The sequence below is a fragment of the Streptomyces griseus genome (genome assembly GCF_001715295.1).
Lineage (GTDB): Bacteria > Actinomycetota > Actinomycetes > Streptomycetales > Streptomycetaceae > Streptomyces > Streptomyces griseus_G.
In genome coordinates this window covers 1,255,951-1,282,796 of the sequence record NZ_MDKB01000001.1, presented here as the reverse complement: position 1 = coordinate 1,282,796, position 26,846 = coordinate 1,255,951, and the positions used below count along the sequence as shown (strand labels likewise).

The 26,846-nt window shown below is 71.4% G+C and carries 18 protein-coding genes and 1 pseudogene; 5 read left to right on the top strand and 14 right to left on the bottom strand.

Annotated features, from left to right (window positions below):
- Window positions 1–802 precede the first annotated feature (802 nt).
- Complete coding sequence (locus BA175_RS05065) at window positions 803–2,896, top strand: AAA family ATPase (protein ID WP_139131368.1); 2,094 nt, start codon at window positions 803–805, stop codon at window positions 2,894–2,896.
- A 290-nt stretch (window positions 2,897–3,186) separates the two neighbouring features.
- Here the strand turns inward: BA175_RS05065 and BA175_RS31605 are convergent.
- Window positions 3,187–3,465 (bottom strand): annotated as a pseudogene (locus BA175_RS31605) (MFS transporter); the annotation flags it as partial.
- 138 nt (window positions 3,466–3,603) lie between these two features.
- Between BA175_RS31605 and BA175_RS05060 the strand changes: the two are divergent.
- Entirely contained in the window at window positions 3,604–4,248 is a 645-nt protein-coding gene (locus BA175_RS05060; RefSeq protein ID WP_069169982.1) for a TetR family transcriptional regulator, read from the top strand.
- An 850-nt stretch (window positions 4,249–5,098) separates the two neighbouring features.
- On the opposite strand, the gene BA175_RS05055 is transcribed toward BA175_RS05060, so the two are convergent.
- From BA175_RS05055 to BA175_RS05020, 7 genes are all read right to left on the bottom strand, one after another.
- Entirely contained in the window at window positions 5,099–5,896 is a 798-nt protein-coding gene (locus BA175_RS05055; RefSeq protein WP_069169981.1) for a class I SAM-dependent methyltransferase, read from the bottom strand.
- Window positions 5,897–5,976: 80 nt separating this feature from the next.
- Entirely contained in the window at window positions 5,977–7,200 is a 1,224-nt protein-coding gene (locus tag BA175_RS05050; protein WP_069169980.1) for an aminotransferase class V-fold PLP-dependent enzyme, read from the bottom strand.
- Window positions 7,197–8,534, bottom strand: coding sequence for a pyridoxal-phosphate dependent enzyme (locus tag BA175_RS05045; RefSeq protein ID WP_069169979.1), 1,338 nt, complete (start codon window positions 8,532–8,534; stop codon window positions 7,197–7,199). Before BA175_RS05045 ends, BA175_RS05050 begins: the two co-directional genes overlap by 4 nt.
- A complete protein-coding gene (locus BA175_RS05040; protein ID WP_069169978.1) occupies window positions 8,531–10,027 on the bottom strand; it encodes a Y4yA family PLP-dependent enzyme in 1,497 nt (498 codons plus the stop codon). Before BA175_RS05040 ends, BA175_RS05045 begins: the two co-directional genes overlap by 4 nt.
- A 170-nt stretch (window positions 10,028–10,197) precedes the next feature.
- Window positions 10,198–10,422 (bottom strand): hypothetical protein, encoded by a 225-nt coding sequence (locus BA175_RS05035; protein ID WP_069169977.1) that lies wholly within the window; start codon window positions 10,420–10,422, stop codon window positions 10,198–10,200.
- Between the two features lie 89 nt (window positions 10,423–10,511).
- Window positions 10,512–11,945 carry a DUF1254 domain-containing protein gene (locus BA175_RS05030; RefSeq protein WP_079159378.1) on the bottom strand — a complete coding sequence of 478 codons (1,434 nt, stop codon included), beginning with the start codon at window positions 11,943–11,945 and terminating at the stop codon, window positions 10,512–10,514.
- 533 nt (window positions 11,946–12,478) lie between these two features.
- The gene (locus tag BA175_RS05020; protein ID WP_254667807.1) at window positions 12,479–14,071 is read right to left on the bottom strand and encodes a DUF1254 domain-containing protein; all 1,593 of its coding nucleotides are present in this window, start codon (window positions 14,069–14,071) and stop codon (window positions 12,479–12,481) included.
- Window positions 14,072–14,777: 706 nt separating this feature from the next.
- Here BA175_RS05020 and BA175_RS05015 point away from each other — a divergent pair.
- Genes BA175_RS05015 through BA175_RS05005 form a run of 3 tightly spaced genes read left to right on the top strand, consistent with a single transcriptional unit; the run spans window position 14,778 to window position 17,625 of the window.
- Entirely contained in the window at window positions 14,778–15,461 is a 684-nt protein-coding gene (locus BA175_RS05015; RefSeq protein ID WP_069169975.1) for a response regulator transcription factor, read from the top strand.
- A gap of 2 nt (window positions 15,462–15,463) precedes the next feature.
- Entirely contained in the window at window positions 15,464–16,963 is a 1,500-nt protein-coding gene (locus BA175_RS05010) for a sensor histidine kinase (protein ID WP_107407510.1), read from the top strand.
- The gene (locus BA175_RS05005) at window positions 16,960–17,625 is read left to right on the top strand and encodes a hypothetical protein (protein ID WP_069169973.1); all 666 of its coding nucleotides are present in this window, start codon (window positions 16,960–16,962) and stop codon (window positions 17,623–17,625) included. The genes BA175_RS05010 and BA175_RS05005 overlap by 4 nt, the downstream gene beginning before the upstream one ends.
- Window positions 17,626–17,816: 191 nt before the next feature.
- On the opposite strand, the gene BA175_RS05000 is transcribed toward BA175_RS05005, so the two are convergent.
- The 6 genes from BA175_RS05000 to BA175_RS31375 form a co-directional block, all read right to left on the bottom strand.
- Window positions 17,817–21,161: a S8 family peptidase gene (locus BA175_RS05000; protein WP_069169972.1), complete on the bottom strand. Its 3,345-nt coding sequence runs from the start codon at window positions 21,159–21,161 to the stop codon at window positions 17,817–17,819.
- A 572-nt stretch (window positions 21,162–21,733) separates the two neighbouring features.
- Window positions 21,734–23,416, bottom strand: coding sequence for a SulP family inorganic anion transporter (locus BA175_RS04995; RefSeq protein WP_069170331.1), 1,683 nt, complete (start codon window positions 23,414–23,416; stop codon window positions 21,734–21,736).
- Window positions 23,417–23,424: 8 nt separating this feature from the next.
- Window positions 23,425–24,102, bottom strand: coding sequence for a GAP family protein (locus BA175_RS04990; RefSeq protein ID WP_069170332.1), 678 nt, complete (start codon window positions 24,100–24,102; stop codon window positions 23,425–23,427).
- Window positions 24,103–24,113: 11 nt separating this feature from the next.
- Window positions 24,114–25,547: a DUF1254 domain-containing protein gene (locus BA175_RS04985; protein ID WP_175420740.1), complete on the bottom strand. Its 1,434-nt coding sequence runs from the start codon at window positions 25,545–25,547 to the stop codon at window positions 24,114–24,116.
- Window positions 25,531–26,073 carry a hypothetical protein gene (locus tag BA175_RS04980; RefSeq protein WP_069169971.1) on the bottom strand — a complete coding sequence of 181 codons (543 nt, stop codon included), beginning with the start codon at window positions 26,071–26,073 and terminating at the stop codon, window positions 25,531–25,533. Before BA175_RS04980 ends, BA175_RS04985 begins: the two co-directional genes overlap by 17 nt.
- Window positions 26,074–26,122: 49 nt before the next feature.
- On the bottom strand, window positions 26,123–26,846 hold a 724-nt coding region (locus BA175_RS31375), incomplete at its 5' end, for a DUF1214 domain-containing protein (protein ID WP_217493211.1).

Sequence of the window (26,846 nt, the reverse complement as noted above, 5' to 3'; positions counted from 1 at the left end):
GACGCAGCCGACTTCCTGCACGGGTCCGTCGACTGGCTCCTGCAGCGGCAGCGCGACAACGGCTCGCTGGCCGCTGGGAGGGCACGGCCGAAGAGACCGCATGCGCGGTTCGCACCCTGCTGGAGCTGCCCACCGACGCCCGCTCGGCGACGGCCGAGGCCGCGCGACGGGGCTGCTCCTTTTTTTGGAACACGGTCTGGACGTGGAACGCCACCCCCGCTGTGGATCGGCAAGGAGCTGTACGCACCTGCCCATCTGGTGCGGGCGGTGGCACCGGGAGGACCGCTCGCGGCCCGGCGCTGACCTGAACTTCGCCCTGGCGAGGACCCGGGCCGGCGCCCGGTGCGGGGCGCGAAACCGGTCGTCGTCCGGCGGACGGCGCGCCGCCGCCCACCCAGGCGCTACCCGGACGTTGCCCAGCTCAGGGCCCTCGGCGCCAGAGGTCGCCGCCCGATGCCGACCCGTGTAGGGCCCGGCGAGGCCCAGCCGCCACCCGACCCCAGGGTCGCACCCGCGGGGCCCCAGGCCGAGGCCCGGCGGAGATGAGGCACCGCCCGACGCTTACGCAGGTCGCGGCCCCTCAGCGCCCCGGGCCGCCGCCCAGCGCGGACGTAGGCCTCGGCCTGGCGCTGACCCAGGTCGGCGTACGCGGGAGACCCCATCGCCACCCAGCCCTCCCCACGCCTACCAATAACACAACCAAGCCATTCTATTAACCTGGTTCAGTTATGCTGGGATCGGGAATTCGCCGTCCGGTCCCGCCGGGCGGAGCGCAAGGCCGTCACTTCGGAAAGGTCGATCGATGACGCCACACGTCCGGGACACGTACGGCACCCAGGAGGGCGTCGGACTCGACGACGAGCTGGCCCTGGGGCGTGCCTACGTCGCGATGTGCCGCGAAGCGATGACCCGCCAGGTGGACGATGCCCAGTACCAGGTCGTCGCGGGCGAGGACGTGTCGGGCGACGGCGCGAGCGCCGAGGCGCTCGGCCGCTATCTGCGGACCCGCGCACGGCAGATGGCGGAGGAGCCCGACAGCCCGCTGTTCTTCGGCCGGCTCGACTTCGAGGACACGGAGGACGCGGGGGACCACCGGCGGCAGCGGTACTACATCGGCCGCAGGCGGGTCTCGGAGCACCCGGCCGCACCGCCCCTGGTGATCGACTGGCGTGCGCCGGTCTCCCGCACCTACTACCAGGCGAGCGCCCTGGAACCGCGCGGCGTCGCGGTGCGACGACGCTTCGGCTGGGCCCCCTGGAGCCACGGTGCTCCGGAGGACCTCACCGGCCTGGAGGACGAGCATCTCGACCACGCGCGGGCCGAGGGCGACGGCGACGCGGCGAGCGCGATCGTCTCGGCGGAGATCGAACGGCCCCGGCTCGGCCCGATGCGTGACATCGTCGCCACCATCCAGCCGGAACAGGACAACCTGGTCCGCAGCGAGCTGAACGAGTCGGTGTGTGTGCAGGGCGCGCCGGGCAGCGGCAAGACCGCCGTGGGCCTGCACCGCGCGGCGTTTCTCCTCTACACGTTCCCGGAGCGGCTGCAGCGCAGCGGTCTGCTGATCATCGGCCCGAACCGCACCTTCCTGCGCTACATCGCCGAGGTGCTGCCGTCGCTGGGCGAGATCGACATCGCGCAGCTCACGGTGGAGGACGTGGTGGCCCGGCACCCTGTCAAGCGGGTGGACGGGGAGGACGTCAGCGCCCTGAAGCACAGCGACCGGATGGCGGACGTCCTGGAGCGGGCCCTGTACGCCAGGGTGAGGCACCCTGAGGAGTCCATCGCGGTCACCGACGGCTCGTACCGCTGGCGGATCGACTCCTACGACCTGGCCCGGGTCATCGACGAGGTGCGGGGCATGGGAGTGCCGTACGGGGTCGGGCGTGAGCATGTGCGTTCGCGGGTGGTGACGCTGATCCAGCAGCAGGCCGAGCGGCGGGCCGGGCCGAAAAGTGTCACCTGGGCGCGGAAGATCGGCCGTTCGAAGCCGGTGGCCGCGCTGCTGGAGGTCGCGTGGCCGGTGGCGCGGCCGGAGGAGGTCGTGGCCGCGCTGCTGAGCGACCCGGCGGTGATGGAGGAGGCGGCGGACGGCGTGTTCGACGCGGCCGAGCAGCAGGCGCTGTTGTGGGCCAAGCCGCCGCGGTCGGAGAAGAGCGCTTCCTGGTCGGTCGAGGACGTGCTGCTGCTCGACGAGGTAGCGGGGCTCATCGAGCGCCCCGGGGGCTTCGGCCATGTGGTCGTGGACGAGGCACAGGACCTGTCGCCGATGCAGTGCCGGGCGATCGCCCGGCGCAGCGTGTTCGGTTCCATCACGGTGCTGGGTGATCTGGCGCAGGCGACGGCGCCCTGGTCGGCGCGGTCCTGGCGGGAGCAGCTGACGTATCTGGGTAAGGCGCAGGCCACGGTCGTCCCGCTGACCACCGGCTTCCGTGTCCCGGCCGCGGTGATGGAGCTGGCCAACCGGCTGGTGGGGGCCCTCGGCGTGGATGTGCCGCCGGCCCGTTCGCTGCGCCACGACGGCGAGTTGACGGTCAGCGAGGTCGACGACGTGGCGGCCGCCACGGTGTCCGCGGTCCGTGCGGCGCTCGACCGTGAGGGGTCGGTCGCCGTGATCGCCGCCGACGACGCGGTGGCCGCGGCCTCGGCGGCCCTGCGCAAGGCGGGCATCGAGACGGCGACCGCCGACGAGGTCGGCACGGCCGCCCGGGTGACGGTGCTGCCCGCGACGGTCGTTAAGGGCCTGGAGTACGACCATGTCGTGGTGGTGGAGCCGGCGGCGATCGTCGAGTCCGAGCCGCGCGGACTGCACCGGCTGTACGTGGTGGTGACGCGTGCGGTGTCCCGGCTGGAGGTCCTGCACGCCAGGCCCCTGCCGGAGCCGCTCGCCGCCTGACGGCGCTGATGTGGCCGAGATGTGCGGTCCGGGACTCCCCTGGGCCGCATCTTCTTCAGGGCCGACTGACGAATTCCACGGCGGATCAGGGCCCCTGGTGGTTGCCGCTGTGTGGGAAGTGGCCGGATTTCCGCCCCCCGACGGTCGCACTTGCACCAAATCCCTGCGGCGATAGTCACTGATCGCACTGTGGACTCCGTGGAGTTGCAGGGTGGCTGAAGACGTATCGAAGCTTCGGTATCACGGGGGGAATCTCGCGAATGTCCATCGCCGGACGGACCATACAACCTGGCGAAGCCGATGGCCCCGGCCATGAAGGCGCGCTTGTGGCCAACGAGATCGCCGACGCGTCCGCCAAGCAGCAGCGCGCCGAAGGCGAGGGTGCAGGCGGTCACCACCCACTGCCGGCTCGCGTCCGACATACCGGTGTCCTGCTGGGCCCAGGGCAGGGCGAGGTTCACGATCGTCATGTCCAGCATGACCATCAGCTGGGCCAGGGCAATCACCCCCAGCCCGCACCACCGGTAGCGCACCGACCTCACGATGGAAGCCGCTGTTGCCTGTGCCATGTCCTGCCCGTCCTTCCGTCAGCGCGGGCAGCAGCCCTTCCTCTTCCGCGGCGGACACTGGAGCAGATTTCTTAGCCAAGTAAATTCACATACTCAGTTACGCGATTGCCCCGGTAAGGGATGCGCTAGGATGGCCTGGTGAACGCGCCGATGGGCTTGCGGGAGCGCAAGAAACAGCGAACGCGAGAGACGATCTCCGACACGGCGATCTCGCTCTTCCTGGAGCACGGGTTCGACCAGGTCTCGGTCGTCGACATCGCGGCGGTCGCCGAGGTCTCCAAACCCACGCTGTTCAAGTACTTCCCCACCAAGGAAGACCTGGTCGTCCACCGCTTCGCCGACCACCAGACGGTGGCCGGCAGCATCGTGGCCGAGCGGCCGCCCGGGGTGTCCGCGATCGACGCGCTGCACCAGCACTTCCTGGACGGGCTGGCGGCCCGGGACCCCATCACGGGGCTCAACGACGACGAGGACGTCCTGGCCTTTCACCATCTCGTGTACTCCACGCCGAGCCTGGTGGCGCGCGTCAGCGAGTACCTGGCCCAGGCCGAGAACGCGCTGGCCGAGACCCTGGCCGGTGCGCTGGACTCGGACCACGAGATCACCGCGGCCCTGCTGGCCGGCCAGGTGATCGCCACCGAGCGCATCCTGGCGTCGGTGAACTGGCGGCGCATCGTCGCGGGACGGTCCGCGGACGAGGTCCACCCCGAGGCGGTCGCCGACGCCGACCACGCCTACGCCCTGCTGCGCCACGGCCTGGCGGGCGTCGCCCCGCGGAAGTAGGAACGACGACGGAGGCGCCACCTCCGAAGAGGCGGCGCCTCCGTCGTGCTCCCGCCCTACGGCGTGTCAGCCTGTCCCCTGCACGGGCTGATCCGAACCGGCCCGGCTCCTGCCGGGGCAGTTGTTGTGGCTCGATGCAGTCGGCGAGCCGGTCCATGCTGTCCGTGCCGCGCTCCCGGAAGGCCTTCGCCTGGGAGGCCCTGTCGGCCGGGGACTTGATCTGGCCCAGCTTGTACACGCCGTCGATGCGCCCGATCGGGATCTCGAAGCCCTGGATGAGCCGCAGATGTTCGTCGAACAGCGCACTCGCCCGGCGCGGCAGCGACCAGCGCCCCTTCGGCGCGAGCCGGCTCTCCTGGTCCTCGATCAGACGGCAGTTGCGCGCGCAGATCCCCTTCCTCGCCCGCGACACCGGAGCCAAAGGTCCGGAGCGCAACCATGCCCGCGCCACATGCAGACCGACGAGCGAACGCGCGTGCCGTGGGTCGGCTGGCCTGATCGGTCCCCGCGTCCTTGCTCGCGGTGGCCCCGGAACGGGGAGTCCGAGTACGTCAGCGCCCTCGCCGGACGCTGCACCCTGTGGTGGCCTGCTCGGTGAAGAAGCCCCGCAGTGCATCGGCGTCACATCCGGCACCTACGCCCACGTCCGACTCCACCTGCACCGCCAAGCCATCGACACCCTCGGCATCGGCCTCGACCGGACTCCGGTGGCGGTGATCGCCGGGAAGATCGGGACGCAGGCGTCCCACGGTCCGCCGCCGGACCGTGTTCGCCCTGTCACCCGTGAGGTATCGGCGAACGCCGGGCGGACGGCGTTCGCCGGGACCCTGAGACACCGAGATGGAACATCTCAGGCTCCGGCGGGAGCGGATGGCCCGCCCGTGTCACCCATGACCGCCACCAGGACGGCGCTGTCTCCGAACTGCCAGACCGGCGCGACGTGGGCGAAGCCGGCCCGACGCAGCAGTGCGGTGTGCCGGCCCACCGCGACCTGCTCGTCGCCACTGCCGGCACGGAGGGCGTGGCGCCGTCGGCGTTCTTCGAGCAGGTCGGTCAGTTCGGGGTCCCGGGCCGCAGCGTCCCACCAGGACCGCCAGTCCTCGCCCGCGTGGCCGCCCGCGCGTTCGGACCTGCGACGGCCCACATGGGCGGTGAGCTCCGAGCAGGCCGCCGCGTCCGGCGGGAAGTGGTCCCCGTTGACCAGGACACCTCCGGGGCGCAGCAGGGACGCGAGGGCGCGGTAGGTGCGCAGCAGCGCAGGCTCGGGCAGGTAGTGCAGCGCGGTCGTCGAGACGGCGGCGTCCACGGGGCGGCCCAGCCGGAGGGCGCCGGTCCAGCCGTCCGCCCCGATGACGGTGTCGACGTAGCGGGCGGCGTCGGCGTGGTGGGTGCGTCCCAGTTCCAGCAGCAGGGGGTCCATGTCGGCGGCCACGATCTCGGCGTGCGGGAACCGGTCGGCGAGCCTGGCGGCCAGGGAGCCGGGACCGCACCCGAGGTCCAGCAGCAAGGGGTCCGCACGGCCGACGACGGCGTGTTCGACGACATCGCCGATCACGGTGAACCGCTCCTCGCGGTCCACCGCGTACCGCTCCTGCTGGCGGTCCCAGCGCTCGACCCAGGCCCTGGCCGTCGCCATGCTCACACCCATAGCTCGCGTCACCTCGTCCGTCTCCCGTCCGTGCGGGGGCACCGACGGACCTACAGATGGTAACGATTATCAATTGCCTTTCACGCCAGCGACGCGAGGACGGCCAGCAGCCGGTCGATCTCCTCCACCGTGTTGTACACGTGCAGGCTCACGCGCACCGAAGCGTCCCGGCCGTCGGAGCCGGCCTGGCACAGGTTGTCGGCTCGCACCATGAATCCGTGGCTGAAGAGGATGAACCCGAGATCGTCCGAGGGGATGTCGCGGTGCCGGAAGGTGACGATGCCGCGTCGACGCTGCTCCGGGGGGAGGGGGGAGTCGGCGGACAGGCTCGCCTGACAGCCGATGACCTCGTACGGCCCCAGGCGCGCGAGCCGATCCGTCAACCGGGTGGTGAGCATCGTCGTCCAGTGCGCGACGCGCTCCGGCCCGATCGTGTCGAGCCAGTCGAGAGCGGCCCGCAGCGAGACGATGCCCGCCGTGTTGGGCGTACCCTGCCAGCCCCCCGGCCGGAACACCGGCCCCCGCGTATTGCGCGCCCAGATCACCCCTGAGCCTGGCAGAGCCATCGCCTTGTGACCCGAGAAGACGACGAAGTCCACGTCCAGGGAAGGATCGTCGAGGCGGACGGGGAGGTGACCGACGCTCTGCGCCGCGTCCAGGCAGACAGCCACGTCCGGGCCGACCGCCTCACGGATACGGTGCACGTTCATGTCACCGCCGTAGACGTGGTGGACGTGGGTGGCGGCCACGAAGCGGGTCCGCGGGCCCACAGCCTGAGCCAAGGCCCGATGGTCGTAGTCTCCGGAGCCTGCTTGGTAGGGCAGCGGCTTCACGCGCACCTGGACACCGCGCTCGGCCAGAAGCCGACCGGCCTCGAGCCAGGGGTCGAGATTGGCCCGGTGGTCTGCGTACGGCACGAGGATCTCGTCCCCGTCGTCGAGGTACGGCACGAGCCAGTCACGGGCGACGGTGCGCAGGCCCTCGGTGGTGCCACTGGTGAAGTGGACGCCGGAGCGGCCCGGTTCGGGGTCGTGGAGGAACTCCTTGACACGTTCCCGGGTCGACTCCACCAGTTCCGTCGTCCGGTTGGCCCAGGGGTAGGTGCCGCGGCCGGCGTTGGCATTCGACGTCGTGAGGTAGGTCTGCACGGCCTCCAGCACCGCACGTGGCTTCTGGGACGTGGCAGCGCTGTCGAGGTATGCCAGTTCCGGGTGCGCGGTGACGATGGGGAACTGTTCCCTCGCTTCCTGCTGCCAGAGCGGGTTCCCGGGCTCGAGGGAAGGAAGCGGGCCGGCCGGGCTCATTCGCGCACCAGCGGTGCGCCGGCATCCCGCCAGGCGACGATCCCACCGGCCAGACTCCGGACGTCCGGGTGGCCCATCCGGGACAGTGCGGCAGCGTGACGCATCGATCTCTCGCCTACGGGACAGGCGAGCAGTACGGGAGTGCGCTTGCTGAAGGGGAGCCCACCACGGAGCAGGTCCTCGAACATCTCGTCCACGATGTTGACCGAGCCCTCGATGTGCAGGGCGGCATAGGCGTGGGGGCTGCGCAGGTCGACGACGAGGGGACGAGGATCGCCCGCGGCAGACCAGCGCCGGGCCTCTTCCACCCCGATGACGCGAGCCTCCGCACGGGCCTCGGAGTCGGTGACGGCCGTCGCGGACCGCCCTCGGGCCGTGCGGCCCAGGAGTTCCGGGCGCCGCTGACGCACATAGCTGAGATAGCTCTCGGCCCGGTCGCACACGATGAACACCGCCGTGCGGCGCTCCCCCGTCCCGTCCAGCTCGTCGTCGGCGTACCGCAGTTGCCGGACCGCTCCTTGGTAGGCGGCACCCCCGGTCGGTCCGCTCAGCAGTCCGCAGCGGCGGATGAGAGTGATCATCCCGTCGACGGCCTCGTCCGAGGTGACCGACTCGATGGTGTCGTACGTCGCCGGGTCGAACAGGCCGACCTGATGGACCTCGTCGATGGTGCGGATACCCGGGATGAAGTCCGATTTGTGGGCGACCAGGCCGAGGACCCGCACGCGCGGATCGTGCTCGCGCAGGACCCTGGCGACACCGGTCGACGAACCGGCCGTACCCACGCAGGCGATGAACCAGTCCGGCGCCCGGCCGTCCAGATCCTTCACGATCTCGGGGCCGGTGCCCTCCGCGTGGGCGTCGATGTTGCGGGGGTTGAAGTACTGATCGGTGTGCAGATACGTGCTTCCCGGGTCGGAGAGGGCCCGGTGGAAGTGCGTCAGCGGATCGTCCGTGTCGGACGGATCGAGGCACTCGCTGCGCCCGGGAAGTTCCTCGATCTCCGCGCCGATGAGCAGCAGGAGTTCCTTGATCTCGGGCACACGCATGCGGTTGGTGACGCTCTTGAACCTCACGCCGTGGATACCGGCCAGCAGGGCCAGCGCCTTGGCGGTGTTGCCACTGGAAAGCTCCACCACCGTCCCGTCACCGTCGGTGGCAGCCTCCAGGTGCGGCCGGGCCATGTGCCACGCGGGCCGGTCCTTGACCGACCCGAAGGGGTTGAGCATTTCCAGTTTGGCGTAGAGGTCGATGTGGCGCAGTCCGTGCACGGCGGGATCGATGCGCACCAGAGGCGTGTTCCCTATGGCCTCGGTGATGCTGTCGTACCTCATCCGGCTGTTCCCCCCACGGGTGTGATCGGCCAGTAGTCCTCGTCCGGGCACCAGTTCCAGGATGCGCCCCGCCGATCCACCGCGACCGTCCGCGCGACCGGCTGCCGCTGCGCGTGGTGGGCGTGGAAGTCCATCGCGTAGCCGGCGGTGTTGACGAAAGCCAGCACGTCCCCCGCCCGCGGCAGCCGGGGCAGGAAGACCGTACGGCGAGTGATGAGGTCACCTTCCAGGCAGAGGTTGCCCGTGAGGTGGACGCCGACCGGCTGCCCGTCACCGGCCGCGGCTTCACCCCGTGGCAGCAGGACGGGGTCCACCAGTACTCCGTGCTCCTCCAGGCTCATGTCGCCCGCGTTCATGGCGAGGTGCACGAGGTGGTGCCCGGATTCCGTGTCCACGGGCCGTACGTCCAGCACGCGCGCGAGCGTCAGTCCGCACTGGTCGACGAGAGAACGCCCGGGCTCGATGTACAGGTCGTGGAGGTGCTCGAGCAGAAGGGTGGAGGGCGGGCGGCCCAGTACCGGCGCGGGCTGGGTGAGCAGCTCGTCGAGGTATCCGGGGCCGGCTGTGGGACGGTACGCGGGGTACAGCGCGGCGGCACCGCGCACCGTGCCGCCCTCGTTGCGCAACCCGTATCCGTGACCGCGCCAGGTCAGCGGCGGGCGGACACCGAGCACCGCCTCGGTCAGCGCGGTGGTCCACCGTTCCCACTCCTCCGCCTCGCCGACGTAGGCGACGCCGAATCCGCCTCCGATGTCGAGAGCGCGCGGCGAGAGTCCCCGTGCCCGGCATGCGTCCATGAACAGCACGCACTGCTCCAGCGCCCGCGCCTTCTCCTCGACTCCGGTGGTGTCGAGGTGGTAAGCCGCGCCGCGGAACTCCACTGTCTCCGTGTGGCGTTCGAGCGCCGCCAGCAGCGCCTCCGTGTCCCGCAGCGGCGTGCCGAAACGGCTCCGCCGGGACAGCAGCCGGGTGCCCGCTGCCCCGTGACCGGAGGCGTGGTCGAACCCCGACAGGCGTACCAGCACGGCGACTTGGCCGAGCCCGTGCGCGCGCACCAGTCCGGAGAGCCGTTCCAGTTCCCCGGGCGAGTCCAGGTTGACCGTCGCACCCACGCGGGCCGCCAGCCAGAGGAACGCGGAGTCCTTGGGACCGGTGGCCATGATGCGGTCTCCGGTGAACCCGCATCCCAACGCGTGCCTCAGCTCCGCCACGGAGGCGACGTCGACGCCGACGACGGCCGGGTCCTCCGCCGCCAGCCGCCGCAGCAGGGCGCTGGAACGGTTCGCCTTGTGCGCGAAGTACACCCGCCCGGTGAGGCGGTGACGGCGGTAGACGGCACGGAAGCGGGCGACGTTCTCGGCCACGGCCTCGGGGAGCAGTACGTTGAGCGGCGACCCCAGCGCGTCGACGAGCGAGTGCAGGAATTTCCGGTCCGACAGCAGTGCGGCGAGCGGTGGTTCCACCCTGGGCCTCAGGTATAAAGGCGCGTCCACGTAAGACCTCTCCCGGTGCCGGCCGACCGCCGAAACGGCGATCGCTCGGGAGTAGTCGTTTCCAGGTACAACCGCTCCTAAGCCTCACTGGTCCGGTTCCCGGCGCGTTGTCCCGTGCTCAGGGAGAGGGTGCTGAGGCTTCCGGTCGAGCGCGCTGCCGGGGCTGCGTGTCAGGTGCGGGGGAGGTGTGTCTCGATCCGGCCGGTGTCCGGATCGATGACGTGGACGGCCCTGTCGGTGCCGAGGACCGGAGTCTCGCCGTGCGGGCCGCGGGCCGGCGGGCGGAAGGAGTAGCTGATGCCCAGGTCGGCCAGGCACGGCTCCTCCTCCCCGTCGGCGCGTCCCGGCCCGATCGCCGCCATCAGCACCCGCGGTGAGGGGGACAGCCCGTGCATGTCCGCCCTCACGAGGCGAGATCACCGGGGGCGTCGCCCACCGGCTTCGAGGCGAAGCCGACCGGTCACCACCTTCACGGCCGCCTGCCTCACGCCGGTTCGATCTCGCCCGGCCGCCAGCTCTTGTCGAACCAGCTTTCGAGCGGGCCGTAGAGGCGGAGGAGCGTGAACCAGCCCTTGCCGGGGACGGTCCGGACCCAGTTGCCCTCCTTGCCCTGCGGCGCGGTCGGGCCGAAGTGGATGACCGTGTCGCCGTTGCTCTCGGACCGGACGTCGTGCGACAGGCTGTTGACGCTCGGGTAGGGCTGGTCCGTGCGCAGCAGCGACCGGGTCTGTGGGTCGTAGACGTTGACGGCCCAGAAGTTCTTCACCGGAATGTCTCGCGGCAGCGTGAGCGTGTAACTCCTGCCGCCGTCGAGCCACTCCCCCGCGGAGTCCTCCGCCGTGTAGGCGTACTGCGACCCGGCCCCGACGGCCGCCGCCGCCATCGCCGGCGAGGTACCCGCCCCGACGTAGTGGAACACCGCACGGGCGTCCAGCAACCGGGCCCCCTCCTGCGACAGGAACTCGTGGCTGCGCGACGGCCACGGATTCTTCCACGCGCTGTCGGGGTAGTGGTAGAAGATCGGGTCACGGGGCTTGAAGGCCAGCGTCCGCACGATGCCCGACGCGATCCTCGCGGCGGTGTCGAGGATCGAGCGCATCCGGTCGTCCGGCCGGAACGGCTTGCCGGGCACGATGCCGATCGCGGCGAGCTGACCGGCCCGCTCGGGATCGAGTGCCCCGGGCGGCTCCCCCTGGACGAGGGTGTCGATCTCCTCGAAGAACGAGAAGTCGTTCGCGTGGACCGTGTTGAAGTCCGACTCCGCGAAGTCGACGAAACGCTGCTCGGGTGGGTCCGCCGCGGCCGAGAGCGGATGGATCCGCGTCCGCAGCAAGCCCTCCTCGCCTTCCAGGGCACGCATCACCACCCAGGAGGCGTACGTCGCCGGCCGCACGACGAAGTACCCGTCGGGAACGTCGCCCTCATGGCCCGGGGGCAGGAAGAGGTACTTACCTCCTTCCCCCCTGTCGGGCCCGGCGATGCCCATGTCGGTGACGTAGCGCTGCCACAGGTCGTTGACGAAACAGAGCGAGTTCGGCGGTGACTCGATGACGGTGGGGCCGTCCTGGTCGAGCGCCAGGAAGGCCATCCCGTACGTCGTCTCCGTGTTCGCGGTGAGGATCAGCGGTGCCGAGGTGCAGCGCGGGGCCGTGAACCCGATGGTGTGGGAGTCGATGCCGAGGCTGCGCAGTCCGCGCCGCATCGCCACCATGGAGGCGCCGGGTACGCAGTTGAGGAACGCCTCGATCCCGCGCAGCAGGTCCAGAGCGTCGTAGCTACGGGTGACCGATCCGGGCAGGGGCAGGCCGTCGAAGAAGTCCATCGCTCCGAAGACCGTCTCCAACCGGTCCGGAATGCTGATCGAGTTCAGGGTCCCGGCCGGCGTGCCGGGGCTGGGGGCATCGCCCACGTGAGTCATCGGGTTCCTCCGTAAGTTGTTGGGTGGCCCGGGAGGGCCGGATGTGGCTTATCGGTTCTTGCCTTCAGTGGCTTCCGAGGAGTGGCCGTCCGGCTCTCCGGGGCGCCCTGGCTGCTGATTGAGATGTGCGCGCTGTGTGCGGTCGCTGATTACGGAGATGCCAGCGGGGTGTTCCTCGGGCACGGGTCGGGCACGGTTCTTCCAGTCGTTCTTCACGCCGGCCGTCGTCCGGCCGGGCCGCTCCGCCGTCGCGGGTGCGCGCTCGGCACAGTCGGTGCAGGCGTTCTCCCGGGCGGCGTCGTGCCGGGCGACGAGGGCACCGTCCGCTCCGGTGCCGCCGTGTCGGCCCACCGGGGTGCGTCGTGGTCGCACACGGCGACCCCGTTCATCGGTGGTACGAAGCCCGGCGGGCCTTCCACCGTCGTCGCGGACGTCACCCGGTCGACGAGTACCCGCTTCGCGGCACCGTCGTCCCGACTCCCCGGCGAGGCCGTGCCCATGCACCTCACCGTCCGAAGCGCTGTCGGGTGAGGTCAGTCCACCGACTCGATCTCGCCCGGCCGCCAGGTCTTGTCGAAGAACGGCTGCAGCGGGCTGTAGAGCCGCAGGACCACGAACCACCCCCGGCCGGGTGTGGTTCGGATCCAGTTGCCGTCCGGCACACCGTCGGGCCGATCGGGCCCGAAGTGCACCGTGGTCGTGCCGTCCCCGTCGGGAACCGCAGCCGGGGTGGGATACGCCTGGCTGCCGGCCCGTGGGAACCGTTGCGGGGTGTCGAGCATCGACCGCGTCTGGTTGTCGTAGACGGTGACCGACCAGAACCGGGCGGCGGGAATGTCCGGCGGCAGCACCAGCCGGTAGTACCCACCGCCGTCGAGGGTCCGGCCCTCCCGGTCGGCGAACGAGAACAGGTACTGCGAGCCGACGCCGGTCAGCGGCGCCGTGAACGCCGGGCTGATGCCCACGCCCAGGTACCACCACCAGGACCGCAGATCGAGCTTCCGGGCGCCGTCGTTCGGGCGCGGCTCGGCGCCCTTGTCGGTGATGTCGGCGGGCGGGGCCAGGAACTCGTGGCCGGACACGAGCAGGCCGTTGACCCACCGGGACGAGGCACCGTAGAAGTGCGCCCCCTCGGCCGGATGCGGACGGCAGGCGAGCGTGCGGGCGGCCGCGTTGCCGACCGCGGCCGCCTCGGTGAGGATCTTCCGCATCCGCTCGTCCGGCTCGAAGGGCTTGCCCTTGACGATCCCGACCGCGGCCAGAGCTCCGGCGATCTCGGGGTCGAGCGCCTCGGCGGGCTGATCGTGCACGAGCTCGCTCGCGAAGGCGAAGTAGGTCGCGTCCCCGGGCGGGACCGTGTTCACCGGGAGCCCCGAGCCCTCGACGAAGCGCGGCGGATCGGGCCTGCGCAACGCGGCGCTCCAGGTCTCCGCCGTCCAGGGCAGCGGCGGGGCCGTGCCACCGGTGACGATCTCCCCGATGCTGGTCCCGTAGAAACCGGGGACATAGCGGTAGATGCGCAGTCCCTCCTTGATGCGCTCGACCGCCGGCTTCGGGTCGTCGCCCTCCAGGAACGCCCGGCCGCCCAGGATGAGCCGCGTGGTGCGGGTCCGGAGCGTGAAGAACCCGCCCTCGGGAACGGGGCCGTCGTACCCGGGAGGCACGAAGAGGTACGTGCCGCCCGCTCCGCGGTCCGGACCGGCCATGCCGGGGTCCGCGACCCAGCGGAACCACATGTCGTTGAGGAAACAGAGTGCCAGGGGCGGCACCTCCACCACCAGCGGACCCTCGGTCAGGTCGAGGAAGCTCAGGAAGTAGACGGTGTCGGCGTTTCCGGTCAGCACCAGCGAGGCGGAGTCCATGAACTCCGAGAAGAGCAGGACGTCGTGGTCCTGGATTCCTGCCTCGAGGAATCCCCGGCGGGCCGCCCACAGGCTGACGCCGGAGTAGGCGTCGAGGAACGCGCTGACCGCGCGCACATGGCTCACATGGTCGTACACCCGGTTCGCGGTCTCCTCGGTGGGCACGCCCAGCGGGAATTCGAGCGTGCCGAGGTGGGTCTCGACCCGCTCGGGGGTCGAGATCGACTCCATGGCCTGGGGTGAGATCTGTGCGGTGCGCTGCAAGGGATCGCTCCGTTCTCGGGAAGAGGCCGCCCTGTCGACCATGTGCCTCACCTACCGCAGGCCACCACCGCACCTGGGCCATCGGAGCGTCTTCGAGTGGAGGGGTACGTGTGCCGGCCTACGGCGAGGACCGGCTGGAACATGCCGGGCAGGAGCGCCACCGTGTGACGCGTCACCACGATGAGCGGCGCGGTGCGCCCGGGCTCCCGCGGTCTGTTCCGGCCTGGGTGCCTCGGGGGCCGCCCAGGAGGTCGGGCCGGCCGGTGCCCGGGGTGGCCCCGGCGGCGGGCATCGTCCCGGAGGACGCGGTGACCGGGAGCGGCGTCCGTCCACACCCCGGGACAGGAGTTCACCCACGCCTGGGATCATGGGGGCCGCCGCCTCACTCCTGGAGTACGACATGCCCCGTCCCCGCCCCCGTTTTCGTCGGCCCCGCACCCGACGGGCCGTCACAGGGCCGGGAGGGAGTCGCCCTCGCATCCGGGCAGTCGGCACGCACGCCGCTCGGCCGACCGAGGCCGACGCGACACAAGGCCGGCTCGCCGACCGGCCGCGGCGTACACGCTGACGCGGGTCACCGGTCGAGCGGTGGCGCGTACGCGCAGACGAATCGCCGACGCGGGCCTCCGGCCTTCGGCTCCCACCGTGCCGCGCGGTCGCCGAACTCCTACGACTCCCCCGTTCCCCACGCTCCTGGAGACCCGCCGTGCCCCGTGTCCTCCTCATCGAAGACGACCCCTCCGTGCGCGAGGGGGTCGAGCTCGGGCTGCGGCGGCGCGGCCACGAGGTTCTCGCCATCGCGACCGGTGAGGCCGGTCTGGAGGCACTGGGCGGCTTTCGCCCCGACCTCCTCCTGCTCGACCTGATGCTGCCCGCCATGAGCGGAGTCCAGGTGTGTGACCGGGTGCGCGGGACGAGCCAGTTGCCGATCATCATGCTGACCGCGCGCGGTGACGACACGGACGTCGTGCTCGGCCTGGAGGCGGGGGCGGACGACTACGTCGTCAAGCCCGTCCGCACGGGGGTCATCGAGGCCCGCATACGTGCCGTGCTGCGCCGCGCGGCACGGCCGGCCGGCACCGGACCCGCCTTGGAGCACCATGGTGAACTCGCCGTCGACCGCGCCGCTCACACCGTCCTCAAGTCGGGTGACTCCGTCGCCCTCGCGCCCTCCGAACTGAAGCTGTTGCTGCACCTGTCGGCGGCGCCGGAACAGGTCTTCAGTCGGCAGAGGCTCCTGGAGGAGGTGTGGGAGCACAAGTACCACTGCGACGTCCGGCTGGTGGACGCCTGTGTGCGCCGCTTACGCACCAAGATCGAAGACCCCTCCCCCGAGCCTCGGTACATCCAGACCGTCCGGGGTTCGGGCTACCGCTTCGGCCCGCTGTGAGGATGCCCGGGGTGACCGCCGCGTTCGGGCTGCGCACCCGGCTGGTGATCGCGTTCCTGCTGGTGGCCGCGGTCAGCGCCGTCACGACCGCCGCACTGACCTACCGTGAGGCCCGCAGCGCGCTCCTGGTGCGTGCGCAGGACACAGCCGTCGCCTCCTTCCGGGAGGAGGTCGAGCAGTTCGTCCCCGGCCTGCCCCTGGACCCGGAGTCGCTGCGGTGGGACCTCTACGCCATCGCGGCCCGCGCCAAACCGCATCCGTGGATCGTCTTCGCCGAGTACGGTTCCCTGCGCGCCTCCTCGGGTGACCGGCCCGTCTCCGGTGTTCTGACCGCGGAGCTGCGTCGCACGGCGCTCACTTCGCCCCACGGCAGCTTCGAACGCGTCGTCAAGGACGGAAAGGCGTACCTGACGATCGCCATGCCGGTGATGACCCGGGTCGTCGCAGGCGGGGACGCGCTGCCGAGCGGTCTGGTCCTCTTCGCGGTGATGCCCATGACGAACGAGGAGGGGGACATCGACGCCCTGGTGACCGCTGCCCGCGACGGCGCGCTGCCGGGGCTCGCCGTGGCTCTGGTGCCCGCGCTGCTCGCGGCGCGGAGCGTACTGCGTCCGGTCCGGGCTCTACGGCGCGCCGCGCAGTCGATGGGCGGCGGGCAGCTGGACACCCGTATACCCGTGCACGGCCGGGACGAAATGGCCGACCTGGCCCGGACGTTCAATGACTCGGCGGCCCGACTGGAGCGCTCGGTGCAGGAGTTGCGGGACGCGGGGGTGCGGGCCCGGCGCTTCGCCTCCGACGTCTCGCACGAGTTGCGCACCCCGCTCGCGGGAATGCTCGCGGTGACGGACGTGGTGGACGAGGACGCCGGGACACTCGACCCGGAGACCGCCCGCGCGGTGCGGCTGATCAGCCTCGAGACCGGCAGACTGGCCGTGCTGGTGGAGGATCTGATGGAGATCTCCCGCTTCGACGCCCGCGCGGCCGAACTCGTCGCCGATGAGGTGGACGCCGCCGAGGCTGTGCGCAGCACCCTGTCCGGCAGGCAGTGGCTGGGCCGGGTCCGCGCGGAGCTGCCCGGCGGCTTGCGGATCCGCCTCGATCCGCGCCGCTTCGACGTCGTCGTGGCCAACCTGGTCGGCAACGCCCTTCGCCACGGTGGCGAGCCGGTCACGGTCCGGCTGTCGGCACGGGAGGGTGTGCTGATCACCGAGGTACGCGACAGTGGCCCCGGGATCGCGGCGGAGGCGCTGCCGCACCTCTTCGACCGCTTCTACAAGGCGGACGCCGCTCGGTCCCGCTCATCGGGCAGTGGACTCGGGCTCGCGATCACCGCGGAGAACGTCCACCTGCACGGCGGCACGATCCGTGCGGAGAACGCCCCCGGGGGTGGCGCGCTGTTCACCGTCGAGCTGCCCTTCGAGGGGCCCGCGTCCTGGTGCGGCGCTCCGGACGGTCCGGGGTCCGCGCGTGGGGGCGACCGGACGGAGGCCACGTCGTGAGGAAGCCGGTGTCGCGCGGTCTGCCCCGGACGGCCCGGTGCGCGGCCCTGCTGCTGGTGCTCGGTGTGGGTCCGCTCGCGGGATGCGGTATCCAGGAGACGGCCGTGGTGGAGGCCGGCAGACCGGCTGTCGCCGATCTGCTTCCCCCGCGCGAGGGACGTGTGCTGTTGTTCTTCTTCTCCCCGGACGGCGAACTGCTGCCCGTGCCGCGGAACGTCGATGCGGCGTGGCGGGGCGGCGTCCCGGCTTCCTCGATGCCGGACGACCCGTCGGCCCCGGCTGACGGGACACCCGGAGGGAACGGCCTCGGTGGTCCGCCCCCGGGGGACGGGGGGATGAGTGGGCCCCTCTCGACGCTGGCAGCCGTCACCGCCCTTCTCGCCGGTCCGGACACGTCCGAACGGCGGGCCGGGTTGCGCAGTGCTCCCTCGCTGCCCGGTGCGTCCGTCGCGGACCGGATCGACGAAGGCGACCTGACCGTCGAGGTCGTGCTGCGCGCGCGGGTGGCACGGCTGTCGGCTCCCGCCCGCGACCAGCTCGTCTGCACGGCCGCCTACGCGGCGCACACGAAAGGGGCGGTGTCCGTCACCCTGGTCGGGCAGGAGGGACGCCTCCCGCCGGCCGAGTGCCCTGTTCGCCCGGTTCCGGTACCGGCCCGGTGATCCGTTCCGGACGGCGTGCGAAGGGCCGTGCCGACCGGACCGGGCTCCGGTCGTCCCGGAGGGGAATGCGGCGGCCCGCCGGAAGCCTCGTTTCCGGCGGGCCGCTCTCGTCACGTCGTCCGGGGATTGTGTCCCGCACGCCGGCCTGTCGTCCGGTCGCGCGTCCCCGCGGCTTCAGGACCGGTGTCGCCTCACCTGCCGAAGAAGGCGTTGTGGATCGTGACCGTCGACCGGTTGTCACTCGTGTCGGTGACCACGGCCTGCAGGGAGATCGCCTTGCCCTTCTCCGGGGTCCGTACCGTGATCCTGCCCGCCACGACCGGGACGGACAGCCAGTTCGCGCCGTCGTACGACACGAGGACCCGAAGCGTCTTCAGCTCGGCGCCGGCCGCCGCGCCCTGCACCGTGACGGGGAAGGTCTGGACGTCTCCCGCCGGGGCGGTGGAGTCCCACGCGAGCTTCGGCAGGAAGCGGACCGTGGAGACCGGGAGTCCGGTCGCGCTGTCCGTGTGCGCCGAGTCGAAGGTCCACGTGGCGTCGATCCGGGTACCGGCGCGGTTGAGCGCGGTGTTCCGGTGGATCGTGGTCGCCACCTTGTACGTGGCGGCTTCCGGCGGCAGCGTGAACTGCTCCTGATCGATGGCGGCCCCCTTCCGGCTGTACAGCTCGCCGTTGCGGTGGATCGTGGTGCTCGCACTCGAGTACTGGACGAACCCGGCATGACCCGCCCCGTCACCGACCAGCGGAAACGCCCCGTAGATCGTGTCGCCGTCGCGCACGAGTCCTTCGTTCGCGTTCATCCGCGGGCCCAGGACACCGACGTTGAAGTTCTCGGTGTACGTCGCCCCCGCCGTGAACCGCCGCGGCTCGCCGAGGTCGTACGCCGAGTCGAAGCCGCGGTAGCCACCCGCGTCCGCCTCGCCCAGGACGCCCGCGACGATGTTCCAGGCGGCGCCTTCGGCCGTGGACACGTAGACGTTGCGGGTTCCCGGTGCCGCCTGGACGGAGTAGAGGGCCTCGACCCCGCCGCCGTAGTCCAGGATGCCGTGCGCCGCGAGCGCGCCGTCGAGGCCGGGTACGGACGACCCGATCCGTGCCTTGACCAGCGCCATGTCCTGGGACGAGTACGACTTGCTGTAGCCGGTGGCGAGTTGCCGGACCGGGCCGCCGGTGAGGACGTTGTACTCGGTGGTGTCCCGCTCCCAGTTCGCGGACCACTGCTGGGTGAGGGAGCCCTCGTCCATCGTGGGGCCCTGGTACGCGGTGCGCAGGTTGTCGAAGCTGCTGAACTCGCCCCCCTGGATGAGGAAGGTTTCGGGCGTGTTCAGGGTGTACATCATCCCGGCACGCGTGAAGCGTGCGTTCGCGTCCGGCACCTTGACGGACACGGGCCGCGTGGTGCGGGCATCGAGGGTGACCGTGGTGGGGCCGGTCACCGTGAGCTGCGGGTTGCTGATCAGATCGGCGCCCTTGCGCGGGGCCGCGGGGTCGACCAGCATGTCGGCGGCGAGGCTGTACGTGCCGCGCGGCAGCCGTACCGTGGTGGAGCCCGAGGACAGATCGGGGAAGAACCGCTGGTTCGCGGCGGAGTCGCGGTAGCCCTTCAGGTCGGCCTGCCAGGCGGTGCTGGCCGCACCGTCGCGTCCGATGGTCGTGAAGGTGACGTCGTACGACTCGCTCTCACGATCCACCGCTGCCGCGGTGCGCACGCTCCGGCCGCCCCCGGAGGCGACGACCGTGGCGGAGTACGCGCCGTCGACCGTCCCGCCGAGCCGGGTGTCGGCCGTCAGGTCCACCGAGGCCTCGCCGCCGGCGGGGACCGTGATCCGCTGTGCTCCGAGGGTGAAGAACCCGGGCGGGGCGGGCTGCCCGTCGCCGCCGGTGGGCTCGGCCAGTGACAGGTCCAGCGTCACGTCGGCGGTGCCGTTGTTCCGGTACGTCACCGGCTCGGTGACGGGTGTGTCGTCGGTGTGGGGCCACTGCTGGGTGCCCAGGCTGAGCGAGCCCGGCTCGGAGACGAGTGTCTGGTCGATCGCCTTGTCGACGGCGAGCCGGCCCGAGCCCTGCTGGAAGACCGAGTGGGAACCGCCGACGGCCGAGCCCATGAGGACGGCCTTGATCTGTGCGCCGTTCCAGGTGGGGTTCTTCTGCTTGAGGATCGCCGCGGCGCCCGCGACGTGCGGGGTCGCCATCGACGTACCGCTCAGGCTGACGTACCCGGGAGGATTCTGTGCCCCGGTACCGGCCGCCGCGGCCGCCGTGATGTCCACGCCCGGCGCGGTCATGTCGGGCTTGACGGCACCGTCCCCGGTGCGGGGCCCGACGCCGGAGAAGTCGGCCATCCGGTCGTCGTCGTCGACGGCGCCGACCGTCAGGGCCGCGTCGGCGCTGCCCGGGGACGCGACCGTTCCCCGCCCCGGCCCGCTGTTGCCCGCGGCTATCGCGAACAGGACGCCCTTCTCGGCGGAGACCTTGTCGACCTGCGCTTCAAGGGGGTCGGTCCCCAGGGTGTCGGGGCCGCCCAGGCTCATGTTGATGACATCGGCACCCTGGGCGACGGCCCAGTCGACGCCCGCGAGGACGCTGGAGTCGTCACCGGAGCCGTGGTCGTCCAGCACCTTGGCGTTGATCAGCTCGGCCCCGGGTGCCACACCCCTGAACCGGGTGTCCTTGGTCCCCGCCCCGGCCGCGACCGAGGCCACGTGCGTGCCGTGTCCGACTCGGTCGCGGGCGTCGGGAGAGGCACTGAAGTTCCGCTCCGCCACCACCCGGCCCGTCAGGTCCGGGTGGGTGGCGTCGATTCCGGTGTCGACGACGGCGATCTTCACGCCCTTGCCGTCGAACGAGCGGGCCCAGGCCGCCGGGGCGCCGATCCGGCCGGTGCTGCGGTCGAGCGTCGCCTTCCGTACGCCGTCCAGCCAGATACGCGCGACACCGGTGGTCGTGGCCGCCGAACCGTCGCCCTTCCGCCGGGTCAGGGCGTCCCACAGGGAGCCCGTGCTGTCGGTGACACCGGCGCTGGTGACGGCGTCGGCGTCGAGGGCCGACAGGGTCCGGCGGACGGTGGTGCCGTCGGAGGACCGCACCTCGGCGCGGGCGGCCTCGGCCGCCGGGCCCCGGTAACCGACGATCACCTTCAGCCCGGCCCGGTTGGCCTTGCGGCTGTCCGGCCGGCTGAGTCCGGTGATGTCGAACAGGCGCCGGTCGAGTGTGCCGTCGGCGATCAGCCGCCGGGCGTCGCGCGGCACCACGTAGGTGCGGCCTTCGTACGTCTCGGTGAAGAAGGGGATGTCCTCCCGGCCCTTCGCCCGCGCGATGCCACCGACCCGGCCACGGGAGTCCACGTGGACCCGGTCGCCGGTGATCAGGGTGACGGTGTGCACGGTCCTGCCGTCCGCCCCCCGATCCTTGGCGGTGCCAGGGGATGCCGTGTCCGGGGCGCCGGTCTTCGCCGACACCGGGCCGGTCATGCCCGCGGTCAGGGCGACGGCGGCCGCAGCGGCGACGGCGTACGCCTTCTTTGATCGTCTACGCAAGATTGTCCCTGCTCAGGAGTGGATCGGGCGGGCGAGGGCCCGGCCCGCACGGGGACGCGTTCGGATACGCGTACGACCCCGGGCTCCGAAGTATTCAGGGGCCGTTCGGGCGCACTCAATGATCGTTGTGTAACAGCCGTGCGGAACGGTTCCGCTCGCGAATCCCGGCCCGACGGGGCCTGACGTAGCGGGGGTTGTACGGGGAGAGCCGGCCGGTCGGCGTCTGCCCCGCCGGGGCTGGACGGCACGTCAGAGGGTGGACGGCCGGACTGATCGGCCTCTCGACGGCGGCCCGCCCGGGGCACGTGAGGGGGTGGTGGTCGCCTCACCACCGGCTGACCACGGCTTCACCACCCCTGGGCCTTCTGCGGGGTGAGCGCGAGTCAGGTGGGCACAGGGGCACGGCCGGAGGACGCCGGCAGACAGGTGCGGAGTGACGGCGTCGAGAGCCTCACGCGACCGGGGACCGCGTGGCGCAGGCAGTCGGGCCGGGGCGCCCGGAGAGGTTCGCGGGGAGGTGCGCACGAGGTGATCCGAGCGGAACGCGGGTGGGCCGGAGCCGCCCGCTGGGGTCATGTGCGGGTTCCGGCCGCGTCGACAGCCGCCCGGACGGTGGGATACACGCGCCGCAACTCCGCCCGGGCTTCGGCCGTACGCAACACATCCCGCACCTGGCCCGTGTCGCGGGCGAGCAGGAGCCGGACTCCCAGGGTCTCGAGTTCCCCGGCCAGGTCGTCGAGCATGTGCACCGCGCTGACGTCGATGAAGGGGACCGTCTCGGCGTCGATCACGACCGCCGTCACCCCCTCCCGCGCGGCGGCTCTGCGCACCTCGGACCGGATGCGCTCGGCGTTGGCGAAGTAGATGCCGGCCTCGACGCGCAGGACGGCCACACCCGGGATCCCGCGGAGTCCGGGGTGCCTGTCGAGCGCGGCGAAATGACCGTCCCCGGGCATGCGGCCCAGCTCGCTGATGTGCGGGCGCGAGGAGCGGTAGAGCAGCAGAAGCAGGGAGACCCCGATACCGATGAACAGGCCGGGCAGCGTGTCGAACGCCATCACCCCGAGCATCGCCGCGATCGCGGCGAGGAAATCGGGCCGCGCGGCGACACCGTAGGCCTGGCCGAGCCTGCGGGTGAAGACGCGGTGGAGAGAGACCAGCGAGGGGACGTCGACCAGCTCGACCACGGCCGCGATCACCACCCCCGCGAGGACGGCCTCCGGGAGCTTCTCGAAGAGGCCGGTGAGGAAGAGCAGCGTGACGACGGTCAGGACGGCCGCGAAGACGCCCGAGAGCTGGGTGCGCGCGCCCGCCGACCAGTTGACGGCGGTCTTGGACAGGCTGCCGTTGACGACCATGCCGCTGGACAGGCCGGCGCCCAGCCCGGCGGCCCCGAGCCCGATGAGTTCCCTGTCGGCGTCGATCTCGTACCGGCCGCGGGAGGCGTAGTTCCTCGCCGCCCCGAGTCCCTCGGCGAAGGCGACGAGCAGCACGCCGACACTCCCGGCGGCGAGGTCGCCGAGTTCGCCGACCGAGACGTCGGGGAAGCCGAACGAGGGCAGGCCGGCCTCGACGCTGCCGACGACCTGGACACCGTGACCCGCCAGGCCGAAGGCCGCAGCCACCGCGGTTCCCACCGCCACCGCGATGAGGGAGGCGGGCGTCCGGGGGGCGACCCGCTTGAGGACGAGGATCAGTACGAGGCTCCCGAGACCGACCAGGACGGTGAGGCCGCTGGTTCCTCCGAGGTGGGTGATCAGGGCCCAGATCTTCTCGAAGAAGTTCCCGGACCCGCCTTCGACACCGAAGAGCTTCGGCAACTGGCCCGCGATGATCGTCAGTGCCAGGCCGACGATGAAGCCCTTCAGCACGGGCTCGGAGATGAAGTCGGCGAGGAAACCGAGGCGCAGCAGTCCGGCGAGAAGCGCCGCCAGGCCCACCGTGAGGGCCAGCGCCGCCGTCATCGCGGTGAAGTGGGCGCTCGAACCGCCCGCGACGCCTCCGACGACCGCCGCCGACAGTGCCGCCGTCGCCGCCATCGGCCCGACGACCAGATGCCTGGAACTGCCGAGGGCGGCGTAGAGGAGCAGAGCCGCGGGGGCGGCGTAGAGGCCGACCACCGGTGAGACCCCGGCGATCGTCGCGTAGGCGAGTGCCTCGGGCACGAGCACCGCCCACACGGTCATCCCCGCCAGCGCGTCCCGGCCCAGCCACCGCCGCCGGTACCCGCGCAGTGAGGGGAACAGCCCGTGCATGTCCGCCTTCACGAGGAGAGATCACTGACGGCGTCGCCCACCAGCTTCGCGGCGAAGAGCAGGCAGATCACGGCCATGATCGCCGTGTTGTTCCGCTCCATCCAGAGCTTGAGACCGTCGAGGACGTGTTTCGAGCGCTCCTTGAGGGCGAAGTAGAGCACGACCGGTGTTCCGGGCCCGAGCGCCCCGAGCACCACGTAGACGCCCAGTGCCACGGCCTGTGCACCGGCGGAGGTGTCCGTGCGTGCGATCGTCGACGCCGCAGCGATCGAGAGCAGCAGGTTCTTCGGGTTGACCGAGGACAGTGCCATCCCCAGTGCCAGCGCCTTGACCGGAGTGAACGAGTCGACCGTCTTCATCCACTTCGGCAACGTCACCTCCTCGTCGCCGCGCGGCCGGCCGCGCCACTCCTTCACCGCCACCCACAGCAGCAGCACGCCGAGCGCCAGGTCGAGCGCGCTGACCCAGTCGGCCGGCTGACCCTGGTCGCTCGGGCCGGCGCCGCCGGAGACCAGCAGCACGATCGTTCCGACCAGAGCCAGGCCGAGGGCCCAGCCGAGGAGCAGCGCGGGCCCGTTGGAGCGCGCCCTGGGGGTGGCGAGCATCAGCACCACCCCGATGATCGGGAACGCGCTCAGCGCCACGGCGACGCCGTAGGGCAGAATCTGACCGATCGCCTCACCCACGGCCGCCTGCCTCACGCCGGTTCGATCTCGCCCGGCCGCCAGCTCTTGTCGAACCAGCTTTCGAGCGGGCCGTAGAGGCGGAGGAGCGTGAACCAGCCCTTGCCGGGGACGGTCCGGACCCAGTTGCCCTCCTTGCCCTGCGGCGCGGTCGGGCCGAAGTGGATGACCGTGTCGCCGTTGCTCTCGGACCGGACGTCGTGCGACAGGCTGTTGACGCTCGGGTAGGGCTGGTCCGTGCGCAGCAGCGACCGGGTCTGTGGGTCGTAGACGTTGACGGCCCAGAAGTTCTTCACCGGAATGTCTCGCGGCAGCGTGAGCGTGTAACTCCTGCCGCCGTCGAGCCACTCCCCCGCGGAGTCCTCCGCCGTGTAGGCGTACTGCGACCCGGCCCCGACGGCCGCCGCCGCCATCGCCGGCGAGGCGGCGGCCGCGAAGTAGTAGAACACCGCCCGGGAGTCCAGCTGGCGTGCGCCCTCCTGCGACAGGAACTCGTAACTGCGCGTGGGGAAGGGGGTCTTCCATGATCTGTCGGGGTAGTAGTAGAAGCTCCGGTCACGGGGCTTGAAGGCCAGCGTCCGCACGATGCCCGACGCGATCCTCGCGGCGGTGTCGAGGATCGAGCGCATCCGGTCGTCCGGCCGGAACGGCTTGCCCGGCACGATGCCGATCGCGGCGAGCTGACCGGCCCGCTCGGGATCCAGCGCCCCGGGCGGCTCCCCCTGGACGAGGGTGTCGATCTCCTCGAAGAACGAGAAGTCGTTCGCGTGAACGGTGTTGAAGTCCGACTCCGCCCAGTCGAGGAAGTGCTGCTCGGGCGGGTCCGCCGCGGCCGAGAGCGGGTAGATCCGCGCCGTGAGCAGGCCCTTCGTGCCACCCAGCGCCCGCAGCAGCACCCAGGAGGCGTACGTCGCCGGCCGCACGACGAAGTACCCTTCGGGAACGTCGCCCTCATGGCCCGGGGGCAGGAAGAGGTACTTGCCTCCTTCCCCCTTGTCGGGCCCGGCGATGCCCATGTCGGTGACGTAGCGCTGCCACAGGTCGTTGACGATGCACAGTGAGTTCCCCGGCGCCTCGACCACGGTGGGCCCGTCCTGGTCGAGCGCCAGGAAGGTCATCCCGTAGGTGGTTTCCGTGTTGCCCGTGAGCAGCACCGGTGCGGAGGTGCAGCGCGGGGCCGTGTAGCCGATGGTGTGGGAGTCGATGCCGAGGCTGCGCAGTCCGCGCCGCATCGCCACCATGGAGGCGCCGGGTACGCAGTTGAGGAACGCCTCGATCCCGCGCAGCAGGTCCAGAGCGTCGTAGCTGCGGGTGACCGATCCGGGCAGGGGCAGGCCGTCGAAGAAGTCCATCGCTCCGAAGACCGTCTCCAACCGGTCCGGGATGCTGATCGAGTTCAGGGTCCCGGCCGGCGTGCCGGGGCTGGGGGCGTCACTGACATGAGGCACTGGGTTCCTCCTGAGTGGGTCGTGCCGTGAGAACCGTGTTCCAGTCGTTCTTGACGCTGACCGTGGTCCAGCCGGCCTCTCCCGCCATGGCGCGTGCCCTGTCCGCGCCGTCGGTGTAGGCGTACTCCCGCTCGGCGTCGTCATGCACGACGAGCAGGGCGAACCGGGCGGACCGCAGCATCTCGACGTCCACGTCGTCGTTGCCGGCCGCGAGGCGCGGCAATCGGCCGGTGCGGGCGAGGACGTACTCCGGTTTTCCGGGCCCGAGCGCGACAGGGCCGTGCAGAACCGCCTGGCGGACCAGTGTGCCGTCCCGGTAGGCGAACTCCGGGGCCGAGCCGATCACGTTCTCCCTCGGCAGGCCCCAGGTCTCGACCCACAGGGTGCCGTCGTTGTCGAACACGGCGACCCGGTCCATCGGCGGAACGTAGCCCGGAGACCCTTCCGCGGCCGCGGACGTCACGAACTCGACGATCGCCCGCTTCGCGGCACCGTCGTTCCAACTCCCCAGCGAAGACGTGCCCATGACCACCTCGACTGTCCGGACCGTGACGCCCTGGGATCACCGCGCAAGGTCAGTCCACCGACTCGATCTCGCCCGGCCGCCAGGTCTTGTCGAAGAACGGCTGCAGCGGGCTGTAGAGCCGCAGGACCACGAACCACCCCCGGCCGGGTGTGGTTCGGATCCAGTTGCCGTCCGGCACACCGTCGGGCCGATCGGGCCCGAAGTGCACCGTGGTCGTGCCGTCCCCGTCGGGAACCGCAGCCGGGGTGGGATACGCCTGGCTGCCGGCCCGTGGGAACCGTTGCGGGGTGTCGAGCATCGACCGCGTCTGGTTGTCGTAGACGGTGACCGACCAGAACCGGGCGGCGGGAATGTCCGGCGGCAGCACCAGCCGGTAGTACCCACCGCCGTCGAGGGTCCGGCCCTCCCGGTCGGCGAACGAGAACAGGTACTGCGAGCCGACGCCGGTCAGCCGCGTGGCGAACGTCGGGCTGATGCCGACGGCCAGGTACCACCACCAGGACCGCAGGTTGAGCTTCCGGGCGCCGCTGACCGGACGAGGCTCGACGCCGCGGTCGGTGACGTCCGCGGGCGGGGTCATGAAGTCGTAGCCGGACGCGAGCAGGCCGTTGACCCACCGGGACGAGGCTCCGTAGTAGTGCGCCCCCTCGGCCGGGCGCGGGCGGCAGGCGAGCGTGCGGGCGGTCGCGTTGCCGACCGCGGCCGCCTCGGTGAGGATCTTCCGCATCCGCTCGTCCGGCTCGAAGGGCTTGCCCTTGACGATCCCGACCGCG

Coding starts and splice junctions, on each gene's coding strand:
- BA175_RS05065 (WP_139131368.1), top strand. CDS start 803: ATGACGCCACACGTCCGGGACACGTACGGCACCCAGGAGGGCGTCGGA.
- BA175_RS05055 (WP_069169981.1), bottom strand. CDS start 5,896: ATGGGTGTGAGCATGGCGACGGCCAGGGCCTGGGTCGAGCGCTGGGAC.
- BA175_RS05050 (WP_069169980.1), bottom strand. CDS start 7,200: ATGAGCCCGGCCGGCCCGCTTCCTTCCCTCGAGCCCGGGAACCCGCTC.
- BA175_RS05045 (WP_069169979.1), bottom strand. CDS start 8,534: ATGAGGTACGACAGCATCACCGAGGCCATAGGGAACACGCCTCTGGTG.
- BA175_RS05035 (WP_069169977.1), bottom strand. CDS start 10,422: ATGCACGGGCTGTCCCCCTCACCGCGGGTGCTGATGGCGGCGATCGGG.
- BA175_RS05030 (WP_079159378.1), bottom strand. CDS start 11,945: ATGACTCACGTGGGCGATGCCCCCAGCCCCGGCACGCCGGCCGGGACC.
- BA175_RS05010 (WP_107407510.1), top strand. CDS start 15,464: ATGCCCGGGGTGACCGCCGCGTTCGGGCTGCGCACCCGGCTGGTGATC.
- BA175_RS04995 (WP_069170331.1), bottom strand. CDS start 23,416: ATGCACGGGCTGTTCCCCTCACTGCGCGGGTACCGGCGGCGGTGGCTG.
- BA175_RS04980 (WP_069169971.1), bottom strand. CDS start 26,073: ATGGGCACGTCTTCGCTGGGGAGTTGGAACGACGGTGCCGCGAAGCGG.